This is a genomic window from Streptomyces zagrosensis (assembly GCF_014203645.1).
GTDB lineage: Bacteria > Actinomycetota > Actinomycetes > Streptomycetales > Streptomycetaceae > Streptomyces > Streptomyces zagrosensis.
The window spans coordinates 81,688-94,283 of sequence record NZ_JACHJL010000020.1 but is presented as its reverse complement, the minus strand read 5'-3'; the positions used below and the strand labels follow the sequence as shown (position 1 = coordinate 94,283).

Below are 12,596 nucleotides of genomic sequence, written 5' to 3'. Positions count from 1 at the left end.
TCAGCCTTTTTCGGTGGTCTCGACGCTTTCTTCTGCTGCGTCTTCTCCTTCTGCCTGCGAGGGGGTCGTGCGGGGCGCCTGGTGAGCGTCGGACGTCGGCCGCTCGTCCAGGGCGGTGCTTGGCCCTCGCTCACCCTCGGCCTGTGGCGGTGTCTGCTCGCTCATCTTTGATCTCCATACCGGACGTTTCACATCAGTGGTCATCTGCGCAGGTAGGCACCCTTCACCGGCGCCTACCTGCCTCCGCACGCGCTGTTGCCACGGGTAGTCCGGCGCCATGCCGTGATCCAGCCCGCCTCCATCGCGGCGTCCAGCAGGTACGTGGGGCGGATTCGGCCCTTGGCCACGTAGATGAGATCGATGGCCAGCAGGGTCAGGGCAGTACCCAGGCCCACACGGCGGGCGTGTGCGAAGCCTTGCGGCTCCGTAGCCGCTGCGAGTTGGGCGATGCCCACGGACACCAGCAGTCCGCCGGTCGTCCGTTGCAGCCATACGTCTGTCTTCGGCCCGAAGGCTTTCTCGAAGCTGCCCCGGTGCACCAACGGCCAGAGCCCACCCACGACATCGAACAAACCGTGGGAGACGGTGAGCGCATGCGCGGATTCGTGACACTCCACCTGGTCCATGCAATCCCCTTCGTCCGGCTGCCCGGGTACCCGATCCTGCTGCCTGCATCCGGATGGGATGCCAGGCGCGGTGAGGGCCTTATCGATGTCCGCCTTGAGCGGCCACCAGGACGAGCGGAGGGCGACCGGACGGCAGGCGCTCACCTCTGAGGGAACAGTTCTGCCTGGCCGCACTCCTGCTCGGAAACCCACGGGTGTGACGATCGCCCGCAATCAGAATCTGAAGTTCGATGCCACGGACACGGAAGCTGGCCCACGTGCTTCACGGCTTCGTGTTCGGCACTTGGGGCCGGTCTCCCGGGCGCCGCGGCGCTGCGCTATGGCCGGCAACGCCAAGGACAGGGCCGCCAGCACCATGAACACGATACCCACGGCGACGCGACGACGTGGGCGCCGTCGAACACCTCAGTGTTCTGGTTACCCAGCGCCCATGGGGAGGCGATCAGTCATGCGCCTGCGGCCAGCACCATGACATCGGGCCACTTGCCGGGATTGCGGGCGAACCGGGCCATGGCGATGCACAGGACGACTGTGCCCACGGCCAGCTCGTTGCGGTGTGCGTCCTTGGCCGTGTCGGGATATCCGACGTCCAGCGGGCGACCGATCCAGGGGGCGACGAACAGCACGATGGCGCCGATGATCAGGCAAAGGCCGATGACCTGTTGCCGTTGCGCCTGCATCAAGGGCGGCCGGGTAAAGCCCCGGCTGGACTGGACGGCTTCTGGTTTATTTTCTGCTTTGTTCAGGATTATCTTGCGACCCTCATCGATGGGAACATCCCGTACTGACTGGGTACCCCCATATCTGTACCAGCCCACGCAAATTAGACAGGAAGGACAAGACGGGCGGTTTGCATCCGGTCGCTACGCACCGTCACCTGTCGCGCTCCCCTTCATACGGGCCGAGGCGGCTGTGCCGCTCTCGCCGTGCCATTCGCACAGCAGGACGGTGGCGTCGTCGTTGAGGCGCCCGTTGTGGTGGTCGAGTACGGCGTGAACGAGGCGACGCAGGGTTTCTGGAGTGGCCAGGCCGTCGGCCTGACTGCGGATGATGAAGTCGACGAAACGGTCACGGCCGAACTCGCGGCCTTGGTCGTCGCGGGCCTCGATGATGCCATCGGTGTACAGCAGCAGTTGGTCGCCCGGCTCAAGATGCTCGCGACACAGGGTCACCGGAAGGCCCAGGCCGGTGCCCATGGGGTGGGTCGGGGGACAGTCGAGGTGAGTGGTCCAGCGACGGCCGCGGATCAGGACCGGTGGGTGGTGGCCGCAGTTGATCCAGGTCAGAATGCCGGTGGCGAGGTCGAGGTCGGCCAGGACTGCTGTTGCGTACCGGCTCTGGGTGAACTGTTCCATCAGGTTCGCTTCGATGGCGTCGTGTGTTTCGACGAGGCCCTTGCCCTGGCGGCGCTGACTGCGGCAGGTGGCCATGGCGAGGTTGGCGGTGAGGCCGGCCGAGGTGTCGTGGCCCATGGCGTCGAAGACCGCGAGGTGGGCGGTGTCGCCGGCCAGGGCGTAGTCGAAGGCATCGCCGGCGGTGGCGTACGCGGGTTCCATCGCGGCGGCGATGGTCACCCGCTTGTTCGAAAAGGTGCGCGGCGGCATGAGGGTCCACTGCATCTCGGCGGACACCGACATGGGATTGGTCCGTGTAAGGCGGGCGTGGGAGTCGCTGTGGTGTCGTTTGGAAACCAGCAGCATGCCCAAAAGGGACGCCAGGTCCTCCAGCGCCGCACGGGTCTGCTCACCGGGGGTGTGCATGGTTTCGACGTTTAGGACGCCGAGGCGTTCGGTGCCGTCGAGCACCGGGAGCCAGTGTTGCCAGTGGCCGTCCACGGTCGTCGTGTGTGTGCGCCCGCTGGCGAAGACCCGGCCCGCCAGCGTGGTGTCGATTCGCAGCTCCTGCCCGCCTTGCCCGGCATCGATTCCGCGCCCGGTGACTTCCCGCAGCACTACTTCCTGCAGATCGGCGACGTAGAACCGTGCGCGATGCAGACCGGCCTTGGTCGCGTGGCGGGCGATGAGGGCAGGCAGCTCCTCGAACGCGCAGAGGTGGCTGGAGCCCAGTAGGGCGTGGAACATGCGGGCGGAGTCTTCGAGCGACGTCAATGCGATCGGCCTGTCGGACGGGGACGGCCCGCGTCCGCCCGTCAGCCTCTTGATCGGCAGACGAAAACGAGATGTCCAAGCGGATGTTCACGACCACCATACGGTCGGAGTACCCGATGACACGCCCGGATCACGGCGGTTGCCCGGCGGCACAACTGTCTCCGCCAGCGAGGGCGTTCACAGCACCACCACTGAGCACGATGGCCAGAAAACACCCGTGTGAGTCTCGTGGTTTCGGCAATTCGGCATCTGTCGCAAGACCTCTCAACGCGTCCTGCGGCGTCTTGGCCTGGTAGCCAGGTAGAAATCGCGGCGTTTGCCCTGTACGCAAGGAAACTGATGACTGCTCAAGAGAATCTGGTCACGCTGGTACCGACCGAAGGACGGCGCAGCAAGGGCCGGGTGGTCGTCTCCTGGCTGACGACGACGGACCATAAGAAGATCGGTCATCTGTATCTGATCACGTCATTCGCGTTCTTCATGGTGGGTGGGGCGCTGGCCATGGCGATCCGGGCGGAGCTGACCCGCCCGGGGATGCAGTTGCTCTCGGCCGAGCAGTACAACCAGTCTTTCACCATGCACGGCACGATCATGCTGCTGCTCTTCGCCACCCCGACGTTCGCCGGCTTCGCCAACGCGATCATGCCCCTGCAGATCGGCTCCCCGGACGTCGCCTTCCCCCGCCTGAACATGCTCTCCTACTGGCTGTTCCTCTTCGGCGGGCTGATCGTGCTCGGCAGCTTCCTCACCCCGCAGGGCGCCGCCGACTTCGGCTGGACCGCCTACACGCCCCTGAGCAGCAGTGAGCGCACCCCCTACATCGGCGGGGACATGTGGATCATGGGCCTGGCGCTCTCCGGCTTCGGCACCATCCTCGGCGCGGTCAACTTCATCACGACCATCATCTGCATGCGCGCGCCGGGCATGACCATGTTCCGGATGCCGATCTTCACCTGGAACGTGCTGCTCACCTCGGTCCTCGTGCTCCTCGCCTTCCCCGTCCTCACGGCGGCGCTGCTCGTGCTCGAGGCCGACCGGCGCTTCGGCACCCAGGTCTTCAACCCGGAGAACGGCGGGGCCATCTTGTGGCAGCACCTGTTCTGGTTCTTTGGCCACCCCGAGGTCTACATCCTGGCGCTGCCGTTCTTCGGTGTGATCACCGAGATCCTGCCGGTGTTCTCGCGCAAGCCGATCTTCGGCTACATAGGGCTGATCGGCGCCACCATCGCGATCACCGGCCTTTCCGTGACCGTGTGGGCGCACCACATGTTCGCGACCGGTGCGGTGCTGCTGCCGTTCTTCGCCTTCATGACGTATCTGATCGCAGTGCCCACCGGAGTGAAGTTCTTCAACTGGATCGGCACCATGTGGAAGGGTTCGCTCTCCTTCGAGCCGCCGATGCTGTGGGCGGTCGGCTTCCTGGTGACCTTCCTGTTCGGCGGCCTGACCGGGGTGATTCTCGGCTCTCCGCCCCTGGACTGGCACGTCACCGACACTTACTTCGTCGTCGCCCACTTTCACTACGTACTCTTCGGCACCATCGTCTTCGCCATGTTCGGCGGGTTCAGCTTTTGGTGGCCGAAGATGACCGGGACCATGCTCGACACCCGGCTGGAGAAGATCCACTTCTGGACGCTGTTCGTCGGCTTCCATACCACCTTCCTCGTCCAGCACTGGCTCGGCGCCGAAGGCATGCCCCGCCGCTACGCCGACTACCTGGACGCCGACGGCTTTACCGCCCTCAACACCATCTCCTCCATCGGGGCCTTCCTCCTCGGCCTGTCCACGCTGCCCTTCCTGTACAACGTTTGGAAGACCGCCAAGTACGGCAAGCGCGTCGAGGTGGACGACCCCTGGGGCTTCGGCCGTTCTCTGGAGTGGGCCACCTCCTGCCCGCCGCCCCGCCACAACTTCGTCACCCTGCCCCGCATCCGCTCCGAGTCCCCCGCCTTCGACCTGCACCACCCTGACGTCGCCCAACTCGACCAGAAGGAGAACACCGGCCAACGCGACGTCATCGACGCCGAAGGACACGAGGGCGACCGGTCGTGAGAGGGAGCGCCGACCGACGTTCGCACCCGCCCGAGACCACGGCGATCGCGGCCGAAGCGGAGGGCTTCCTCATCGCGCACCGCCATCGCGCGAGGAGGCGCACCGCGAAGCACAGACGCTGTACGAAAAAGCCGCCGTGGCTGACCATCGCCCAGGCCGAGGACCTCACACACCACTACGTGAACCACCGCGTGGCCCTGACACGGCAGCTGCTCACGGCCACATCCAGGTGACGCTCGAGGTGTACTGACCCGTGAGGTTGTGGACGCGGCTGGCGGGTGGCTGGCCATTGAGTGCGGTGTGTGCGCGGCGGTGATTGTAGGTGTGGAGCCACTGTGGGTAGGCGTCGCGTCGTTCGGCCTCGGATCTGTAGGGCCTCGCGTAGGCCCATTCGTCGAGGAGGGTGCGGTTGCAGCGCTCGACCTTGCCGTTGGTCTGAGGCCGGTACGGCCGTGTGCGCTTGTGTGAAATGCCTTGCCCTGCAAGGGAGTTGCGCCATAGGTGTGCTGCGTAGCAGGAGCCGTTGTCGGTCAGGACACGTTCGACGGTGATCCCGGCCTGGGTGAAGAAGGCGTGGGCGCGGGTCCAAAACCCGACGGCGGTCTCCTTCATCTCGTCGGCGAGGATGAAAACGTGAACTTCCCGGCGTTGGGCCAACGCCCGTCAAGCCGAAGTGGCGGTTGTCGATGCCTGAAGTGTCCCTCACCTTCGACTGGACCCAGGGGAAGGCCGGGGCAGTACAGTCCGAGACGGGGGAGGGGGCGTGATGGCGCTGAACAAGAAGGGCTCGCGACGGATCACCGTTGATGGGACCGAGTACCACTGGCGAATCCGCAGGAAGCCCTCCTACATGCAGGGACTGTGCTGGGCACCGCTGACCTTCGCGGTGGAGATCGCCGATGGCGACCAGCCCGGCACGACCTTGGCCGTCACCAGCGGTCAGCCGCACCCCAGCAACTGGATCGACATCAAGGCAGAGCCCATCCGGCCGGCCGACGTCGCTGCGAGCATCCGCGAGGCACGAGTCCAGGGTTGGAACCCGACGAGCCCTGGTGCACCCTTCATGCTCGACCAATCAGCGGAGTTCACCTCCGTGCCATGAGCCTGAGACAGGTGCGAGAAGTCTTCGAGGCTGCACAACTGCAAGTTACAGCTTGCCGAAGGACGAGTCACACGGAGTCGTCGAGCTGCTGAAGGATTCGGTGAAACTCGCCGTTGTCGAGCAAGCCCATGATGACTTTAGCCATCGGTATCACCCCGGGCTCTTTAACTATCAACTCGCCCGAACACCAGAAATACCGACCGCTCAGTGCTTCACCAGTACCAACCCATCGGGTCATCAGTCGTTCGACCTCGGCGACCGTGAAGATCGTTGCGCTCCAGCGTGAACCGTCCGGCAGACGGACCTCCGCATCGACGTTGCACACTTCGTCCAGTGCCTCGTTCGGACCTGGAAGGAAGAGCATCTCCAGTGCTCCGGCGCGAACCCGGTAATACGCACCGTCCCGACTGACACTGATTTGGGCGTTGTCTTCTCTTTCTGTCACCCCAAGTTCGTGGTGAGGCCGGAAAGGAACATGATCCTCTCCGGCCAGATTCCACGTAACTAATACGTCCAACGGGTTCTCCCAGTGGATCGGCTTCGGCACCGCGGCGTCATCGCCGACAACGACCCCATCGAGCAGGAGAAGGCGATGAAATACGATGCTCTGCTCACGAACGCGGTCATTTTTCACAACGTCCTGGACATCGCCGAGATCGTCTGGCAACTGCTGAGAGAGGGCTGGGCGATCGAGCCGGAGGACCTGGCGCACATCTCGCATCTCGCCCTACCTGACCGAGCACATCAAGCACCGCTGGCCTCGGCCAAGCCGCCTGAGCCGGCCTCGGGCGGGTCGGCATCATGAGGGTCATGGACGAGACGCGCGAGCTCACCGAGGACGAGGTGAATGACCTGCTCGACGGCGACGACCGCGACGCCGGCGGGGAGGACGACAACGATGCACTGACCTCTGGTAGGGATTACTCCGTACCGTTGTCCTGCCGATCGTTGCCCTGTCAGTGTGTCCTTGTAGGCTCCTGATCATGACAGCAGAGCTGGCCCGTGACCCGCGTCCGATCTTCGCCCAGGCACTTGATCAGGCCGGGAAGCAGGTCGCGGCGGTAAGTCCCGATGAGCTAAGTAACCGCACTCCCTGTGCCGATTACGACGTTCGCGCGCTGCTCGGGCATGTAGTCTCCGTGCTGCACAAGCTCGCCCGTGTCGGCACCGGAGGCGATGCGCGCGACGTCCCCGATGTGATCGACGGCATAGCCGACGACGGCTGGGCAAGCGCATTCACCAGGGCCCGTAGCGAGGTCGAGCGGGTGTGGGCCGACGACGAGAGGCTCGACCGAATGGTCGAGCTACCGTGGGCCACGCTGCCCGGCCGGCATGCTCTCGAGGCATACACCCACGAGTTCACGGCTCATTCCTGGGATCTCGCACATGCCACCCGGCGGCTCGCCGAACTCGACCCCGACCTTGCCGCGCAGGCACTCGAGGCATTCTCGACGTTTGCGCCGCCAGAGGAGCGCAGCGAACAAGGCCCGTTCAGCCCGGTCGTGCCGGTACCCGACGACGCCGACATGTACACCCGGCTGGCCGCTTACCTGGGGCGCCAACCATAGTCAACAGCACGTCTAGTGACCGTGGGTCGGCAGACAGACGGCTACTGATCTTTGCGGATCGGGGTGACGACAGGAGGGGGATGGGATCCGTCCGGCCTCGGTGATGAATCCGTCGAGGAGACCGAGCTGATACTGCATCGGTTTGAGGCGGGTGCGGGCGCCGGCGCGTGCGGCGAGTTCGTCGATTTCCGCACGGCGGCAGGTTGCCCAGGCTGTTCTTCAGGTGTGCCCACACACCCCTCGTCCGGGTCCAGGTCAGGGGTGTACGAAGGGAAGCTGAAGGCCCCCATCGCGTGGGGGCCTTCAGCGTTGATCAGTGAACGCGCACGACGGTCAGTGCTTCCTGGGCGGCCTTTTGACATTTCGCGTGGTCTAACTTCCTCCGGCTTCTGCCGATCGCAGGCGGGCGCCGCGTTCTCGCAGGAGTTGTTGACCGGGATCTGTTGTGGTGGTGATCCGGGGAGGGCGCGGTGGCATCTCGGTGGTGTTCTCTCGGTGCTCTGCTCCGCATTGGTCGGTGGCGCGCAGCACGGTTACTGGTCGTGTCAGGGCAGGCCACACCTGGATCAAATACTGTTCGGTTGTTTTCTGTAGGGCGTTGTCCGTCGCGGTGTCTCTGCCTCGGGCGTGGACTCGCAGTCGATATGTGCCGGGCCCATGTGGGGACAGGAGGGCGGGTTCCCCTTCTGGCAAGGTGGGCGAGTTCATCCACAAATAGAGTTTTCCAGACACGGTCTCCACCGGCACTTCCACCACCTCCTGCCACACCGCATCTACTGCGGTGGCCGTCAAGGCTGAGGGGTGGCAGGTTACCTGCACTTCCACGTCACCGGTGTGGATGCCTGTGATGATCCGCGCCTGGCCGTCCTCGATTTCGACCAGGCCGGTGGTGTTAAGAGGCAGATTTTCTGCCCCTAGGTTCTCCTCAGCCTCCTCCACGATGCTGAAGGTGTGGTGTTGGATAAACACCGTCCCTCGAATGGAATCGCTCGCGTTACTCATGCTAGCCCCGCACGGTAGATATGGTCAGGGTTTTGTCCAGGTCAGATACTTGTCCTTGTTGAGGATGCGATTGTGCGTGTAGGATTTTCCTAGGGTTTTACCGTCTTTGTGATTTTGGGCTTCGTCGATCATGCGACGGCTAAGTGCAACGTCATGGTATCTCTGCATAGTCGTTCAGGTATTCACGTTTCACTGCCGCACGTCAACACGCCTCGAGTGCAATCGAAGCTCTATGTCCGAAAACATCTACGTCGGCGGAATCTATACACTTCCTGCGCCGTCACCTTGAGCAAGGACACACCCGGCACGCAATACTGCCTGACGGTCGGCCATGGATTTTGTAGGTGCCACCCACTACTGTGGCTGGTTGCTCGTCTTCGGTGACGCAGGCAGCGACGAACGATTCGATGGCACCACCCCGGGGGAGCCGGCCGTCCCCTGGAACGCAGGACAGATCGCATCCGACGCCGTGAGCGGCGGCTATGAACAAGCGACTGAGGCCGGGCGACTCTCGCCCGGCCTCAGTCGCACAAAGGTGGTATCCGTGCCCACATTAGGCTGGTCCATGGAACAGCGTGCTGCCGCGAAGCGGTGGTTACTATTCATTTGCAGCTTCACAATTGCAGGCGTTGCCTTTTCTGCCTTCTTGATAATGAAAGGCAATAGCGGAGGCTGGGTCCTACTTGCCATCAGCCTATGCATATATGTTGGGACGCATCTCCATGCGCGTTATGCGCAGCGACGATGAAGTTTCAGCGACTCCAGCCTGATGGCGAGTCGGCCGACTGCCGCCGCGCCGTCGCAGCCGGCGCCGTGTCGTTGCAGTAGTAGGCGAAGCGGAGAAGACACCCATCGCACGTCATGACGGGGGCGACGTGCGGGTGATGACCGCCGGGAGACGCCCCTCCAAGATGGTGAGCCGGGGCAGGGAGAGGTCGAAGTATTTCCCCACGGCGCCCAGCAGCCGCCGGTCGGTGTCGGCGGGACCTTTTTTCTCCTCGTCAAAGCCGGCTAGCATCCCAGCCTCGGTGAAGGCGTCCCTGAGCGGGCCCTCGGTATCTCCGTAGGCATCGAACATGCAGGTGGACAGGCCGCGGCCGTCTTTGGAGTAGGTCATGATGTGCGGCGGATTGTCGGGCTGCGGGTCGAGCACCAGCACCTCTACCCCGTCGCGGGACACCTCCGCAGGCAGATCCCAGCCGGGGCACCAGCCGGTCTCCACCAGGTAGGACCACTCGCCGCTGGTGCCGATACGGCCGACCGAGCTGACCGTCTCCCCGTTGACGATTGCCCCTGCCTCGCGGGCCTTCAATGCGGGCAGGACATGTATCGGCCCGCCAGCGACACGGGCGGCAAGCTCCTGCGGCCCGATACCCCGGGCGCAGGTGAAGTACAGGTTGCCGTCGTCGGCCATGCTGCGCCAGACATATTCGATCCAGCCAAGACCATCGGACACCGCGTCCTCCGTTCGTGCCGTGGTGATCAGGCGGGTGGGGCGGGAGACAGCCAATGTCACCCCTGCCCCACCCGATCATTCGATCAGGCCAACGTTATGGCTTGGGCACGGTGCACGCCACGTTCGTCTTGCTGGCGTCGCAGTACTTGAATTCGGGGAAGTCCACCCAATACTCGTCCCCGTTCAGCAGCCGGTTCGCCGTGGGGCCGGAGAAGTCGTTGCTGAACGGCTGCATTGACTGGGTGTTCTACCAGTTCGACATGGACGACCGGCCGCAGACCGTTTTTTCCCAGTTCGGGGTGGCGAAACGGGTGTCGTCAAACAGCTGCCACACGCCCTTGCTGTACCGGGTGCCATAGGTTTGCACGCAGTTATCACCGGATGTGGTCGGGTTCTTCCCGCCGAATTGCGAGGGCGTACCGGCACTGTTGTAGCTGCCTGCATAGGCGAACTCGTCACACGACTTGGGGTCCTTGTTGCTGGGGGTGAAATCCGGAGGGGTGGTGGGTTCTTGTTCCACTCGTTGATCCAGCCGCGGATGTCCCGTTCGAGTTCGACGACGCTGCGGCGGGTCGAGCGGCGGAGTTTGCGGCAGGTGAGCTCGGCGAACCAGCGCTCGACGAGGTTGAGCCAGGACGCCGAGGTAGGCGTGAAGTGCAGGTGGAAGCGGGGATGCCGCAGGAGCCCCGCAGCACCCGGCGTCCGTGATCGGACAGTTCCAACGACAGCGGCTACGGACCCGGCATTACCCCACCCCACTGCCGCCAGCGAACTCACGACTCAGCACACTAGTCAGCACCTGCCGCACAGCGGGGGAAGCTTAGCCAGGTCGGCCTGGCGCATGAGACGCTCGACACGCTTGCGGCCGGCGGACGCCCTCACGCTTGAGGACGGCGTGCACGCGGGCTGAACCGTATATTCCGCCGGACTCGTGGTGGACCCGCCGGAGATCCTGCCACTTTCACTTCGTGTAGCCGGGCCGGGTGTTCAGTGGCCTAGCCGTGTGAGCGCTTGGTCGGGGTATCGCTTCCCCGAGACAGAGTTGGCAGGCACGGCGTGGCATAGCGAGTCGATTTGTTCTGTGCTCAGGGTGATGTCGGCCGCCGAGGTGTTCTCGGCCAGGTAGCGCCGTTTCTTGGTCCCGGGGATTGGGACAATGTCGTCGCCCTGTGCGAGCAGCCATGCCAATGCTGCTTGGGCGGGTGTGCAGCCTATCTGTGTCGCGATGCGCTGTACTGCATGTACGAGGGTCAGGTTGTGGTGGATGTTTCCTTCGGCGAAGCGTGGCCAGCGCCTGCGGTTGTCCTGTTCGTTAAGATCTTCCCGCGATACGACGGTGCCGGTCAGCATGGCGCGGCCGAGGGGGGAGTAGGCAACGACACCGATGCCCAGTTCCCGGCAGGTATTGAGCATCTCTCCTTCCACCACGTCCCGGGTGAAGAGCGAGTACTCCAACTGCACGGCGCTGATGGGGTGCACGGCATGGGCGCGGCGGAGCGTTTCGGGGTTGACCTCGCTGAGGCCGAGGTAGCGGACGCTTCCTTCCTCCACCAAGGCTGCCATGGCCCCCACCGTTTCCTCGATCGGCACCGCGGGGTTGCGGCGGTGCACGTAGTAAAGGTCGATGTGATCGGTGCCGATGCGGCGCAGCGACGCGTGACATGCCGACCGGACGTACGGTGCTGATGTGTCAACTTCGCCCACGCGCCCTGTGGCCGCGTCGTGGCGGAGGCCGAACTTGGTGGACACCACCAGGCTTGCGCGGTGGTTCCTTCGTTTGTGCAGCCAGCGGCCCAGCAGTTCCTCGTTCGCGCCACGTCCGTAGGCGTCTGCTGTGTCCAGCAGGGTGACTCCCAGGTCAACGGCGAGGTCGAGCGTGCGAAGAGACTCGGCTTCGTCCGGCTCTCCGTAGGCGATCGACATCCCCATGCAGCCAAGGCCCAGGGAAGACACTGTCGGCCCGCTGGCGCCCAGCGTGCGGTATTTCATTGGTTGCTCCTCTTTTCGGTCGGAAGGGTGGAGTAGGCCCGGGCGACTCTTAGCAGCCAGGCGACCTCTGCCGCATAGTCACCGTATTGGGTCGGCTTGATGTACCCGGGGCCTTCCTCCAACGGTTGGTTGGACTCTTTCGCTCGAAGGGAATAGCCGCGGCTTGCAGGCTCGCCTGGACCTTCTCTCCGGTCAGTACTCGACCGGGAGGTAACTTGGCTGTCCCGCTGGTTTTCGCCGTATTGATATGGGGCCGTAACGTGAGCAGGCCGTCCTGGACGACGACGCCGCCGGCCTGGGCTGCAAGCGCGTCAAGCTTGTGTCACACCTGGCCGGGCAGTAAGTCACTTTGCGTCTTGACGGCCAGGTGACGCATGCGTCATCGCCAACGGCAGAGTGGTGAAGACGCTGCCGGCCCCGGCACCGATTGAGCGTCGGGCCGAGATCAGTGGTGCTCGCGCCCCCTGCACCGCCGTCATCCTCGCCATCTCGTCAAGCCGTGCGTCAGATCACATCCACTGACTTCGAGTTGCAGATGTATCGCCCAGATTGGTCGCATCGCCTGGTGAGGACCACGCCGAGTAGGAAAGGGAGTCGCGCGGTACGTCGATGACGTCGATCTCCCCCTACCGACCGAGGGTCCGCCGAGCGCATTGAGGAACTGACAGCCCACGCCTGACCGACGCCGCTGGC

Annotated in this window: 15 protein-coding genes and 2 pseudogenes; 5 read left to right on the top strand and 12 right to left on the bottom strand. The window is 64.1% G+C overall.

Features of this window, described 5'->3' with window-relative positions; translation table 11 throughout:
• From FHS42_RS29255 to FHS42_RS29240, 4 genes are all read right to left on the bottom strand, one after another.
• Positions 1–165, bottom strand: coding sequence for a hypothetical protein (locus FHS42_RS29255; protein WP_184577466.1), 165 nt, complete (start codon positions 163–165; stop codon positions 1–3).
• 68 nt (positions 166–233) lie between these two features.
• Positions 234–626, bottom strand: a complete 393-nt coding sequence (locus FHS42_RS29250) for a hypothetical protein (protein ID WP_184577463.1) — start codon at positions 624–626, stop codon at positions 234–236.
• Positions 627–1,072: 446 nt separating this feature from the next.
• Positions 1,073–1,309, bottom strand: a complete 237-nt coding sequence (locus tag FHS42_RS29245) for a hypothetical protein (RefSeq protein ID WP_184577461.1) — start codon at positions 1,307–1,309, stop codon at positions 1,073–1,075.
• A 180-nt stretch (positions 1,310–1,489) separates the two neighbouring features.
• Positions 1,490–2,707 (bottom strand): PP2C family protein-serine/threonine phosphatase, encoded by a 1,218-nt coding sequence (locus FHS42_RS29240; RefSeq protein WP_184577520.1) that lies wholly within the window; start codon positions 2,705–2,707, stop codon positions 1,490–1,492.
• A gap of 366 nt (positions 2,708–3,073) precedes the next feature.
• Between FHS42_RS29240 and ctaD the strand changes: the two genes are divergently transcribed.
• Positions 3,074–4,786, top strand: coding sequence for an aa3-type cytochrome oxidase subunit I (gene ctaD, locus FHS42_RS29235; RefSeq protein WP_184577458.1), 1,713 nt, complete (start codon positions 3,074–3,076; stop codon positions 4,784–4,786).
• 213 nt (positions 4,787–4,999) lie between these two features.
• Here the strand turns inward: ctaD and FHS42_RS29230 are convergent.
• A pseudogene (locus tag FHS42_RS29230) lies at positions 5,000–5,428 on the bottom strand (integrase core domain-containing protein); the annotation flags it as partial.
• Positions 5,429–5,552: 124 nt separating this feature from the next.
• Between FHS42_RS29230 and FHS42_RS29225 the strand changes: the two are divergent.
• Positions 5,553–5,888 (top strand): hypothetical protein, encoded by a 336-nt coding sequence (locus FHS42_RS29225; RefSeq protein WP_184577455.1) that lies wholly within the window; start codon positions 5,553–5,555, stop codon positions 5,886–5,888.
• Between the two features lie 67 nt (positions 5,889–5,955).
• Here the strand turns inward: FHS42_RS29225 and FHS42_RS38790 are convergent, their stop codons facing one another.
• Entirely contained in the window at positions 5,956–6,435 is a 480-nt protein-coding gene (locus tag FHS42_RS38790) for a hypothetical protein (RefSeq protein WP_312867087.1), read from the bottom strand.
• 45 nt (positions 6,436–6,480) lie between these two features.
• Here FHS42_RS38790 and FHS42_RS29215 point away from each other — a divergent pair, with 45 nt between their 5' ends.
• From FHS42_RS29215 to FHS42_RS29205, 3 genes are read left to right on the top strand one after another with little or no spacing between them, the layout of a single operon-like run.
• A complete protein-coding gene (locus FHS42_RS29215) occupies positions 6,481–6,693 on the top strand; it encodes a Tn3 family transposase (protein ID WP_246495566.1) in 213 nt (70 codons plus the stop codon).
• 5 nt (positions 6,694–6,698) lie between these two features.
• Positions 6,699–6,869, top strand: a complete 171-nt coding sequence (locus FHS42_RS29210) for a hypothetical protein (RefSeq protein WP_184577449.1) — start codon at positions 6,699–6,701, stop codon at positions 6,867–6,869.
• Between the two features lie 2 nt (positions 6,870–6,871).
• Entirely contained in the window at positions 6,872–7,456 is a 585-nt protein-coding gene (locus tag FHS42_RS29205) for a TIGR03086 family metal-binding protein (protein WP_184577445.1), read from the top strand.
• Between the two features lie 84 nt (positions 7,457–7,540).
• On the opposite strand, the pseudogene FHS42_RS39440 reads toward FHS42_RS29205, so the two are convergent.
• The 6 genes and pseudogenes from FHS42_RS39440 to FHS42_RS29180 all read right to left on the bottom strand — a co-directional run.
• Positions 7,541–7,737 (bottom strand): annotated as a pseudogene (locus FHS42_RS39440) (IS630 family transposase); the annotation flags it as partial.
• A gap of 91 nt (positions 7,738–7,828) precedes the next feature.
• Entirely contained in the window at positions 7,829–8,458 is a 630-nt protein-coding gene (locus FHS42_RS29200) for a hypothetical protein (protein ID WP_184577442.1), read from the bottom strand.
• Between the two features lie 859 nt (positions 8,459–9,317).
• Positions 9,318–9,974 (bottom strand): hypothetical protein, encoded by a 657-nt coding sequence (locus tag FHS42_RS29195; RefSeq protein WP_184577439.1) that lies wholly within the window; start codon positions 9,972–9,974, stop codon positions 9,318–9,320.
• Positions 9,975–10,008: 34 nt separating this feature from the next.
• A complete protein-coding gene (locus FHS42_RS37650) occupies positions 10,009–10,149 on the bottom strand; it encodes a hypothetical protein (RefSeq protein ID WP_246495595.1) in 141 nt (46 codons plus the stop codon).
• A gap of 12 nt (positions 10,150–10,161) precedes the next feature.
• Positions 10,162–10,434: a hypothetical protein gene (locus FHS42_RS37645; protein ID WP_246495593.1), complete on the bottom strand. Its 273-nt coding sequence runs from the start codon at positions 10,432–10,434 to the stop codon at positions 10,162–10,164.
• 467 nt (positions 10,435–10,901) lie between these two features.
• Complete coding sequence (locus FHS42_RS29180; RefSeq protein ID WP_184577436.1) at positions 10,902–11,903, bottom strand: aldo/keto reductase; 1,002 nt, start codon at positions 11,901–11,903, stop codon at positions 10,902–10,904.
• Between the last annotated feature and the right edge of the window lie 693 nt (positions 11,904–12,596).

Bases quoted from the DNA above. Each gene is read 5' to 3' on its own strand.
- FHS42_RS29205 (WP_184577445.1), top strand. From the start codon at position 6,872: ATGACAGCAGAGCTGGCCCGTGACCCGCGTCCGATCTTCGCCCAGGCA.
- FHS42_RS29240 (WP_184577520.1), bottom strand. From the start codon at position 2,707: ATGTTCCACGCCCTACTGGGCTCCAGCCACCTCTGCGCGTTCGAGGAG.
- FHS42_RS29215 (WP_246495566.1), top strand. From the start codon at position 6,481: ATGAAATACGATGCTCTGCTCACGAACGCGGTCATTTTTCACAACGTC.
- FHS42_RS37650 (WP_246495595.1), bottom strand. From the start codon at position 10,149: ATGCAGCCGTTCAGCAACGACTTCTCCGGCCCCACGGCGAACCGGCTG.
- FHS42_RS29200 (WP_184577442.1), bottom strand. From the start codon at position 8,458: ATGAGTAACGCGAGCGATTCCATTCGAGGGACGGTGTTTATCCAACAC.
- FHS42_RS29210 (WP_184577449.1), top strand. From the start codon at position 6,699: ATGGACGAGACGCGCGAGCTCACCGAGGACGAGGTGAATGACCTGCTC.
- FHS42_RS29180 (WP_184577436.1), bottom strand. From the start codon at position 11,903: ATGAAATACCGCACGCTGGGCGCCAGCGGGCCGACAGTGTCTTCCCTG.
- FHS42_RS29250 (WP_184577463.1), bottom strand. From the start codon at position 626: ATGGACCAGGTGGAGTGTCACGAATCCGCGCATGCGCTCACCGTCTCC.
- FHS42_RS29255 (WP_184577466.1), bottom strand. From the start codon at position 165: ATGAGCGAGCAGACACCGCCACAGGCCGAGGGTGAGCGAGGGCCAAGC.
- ctaD (WP_184577458.1), top strand. From the start codon at position 3,074: ATGACTGCTCAAGAGAATCTGGTCACGCTGGTACCGACCGAAGGACGG.
- FHS42_RS29225 (WP_184577455.1), top strand. From the start codon at position 5,553: ATGGCGCTGAACAAGAAGGGCTCGCGACGGATCACCGTTGATGGGACC.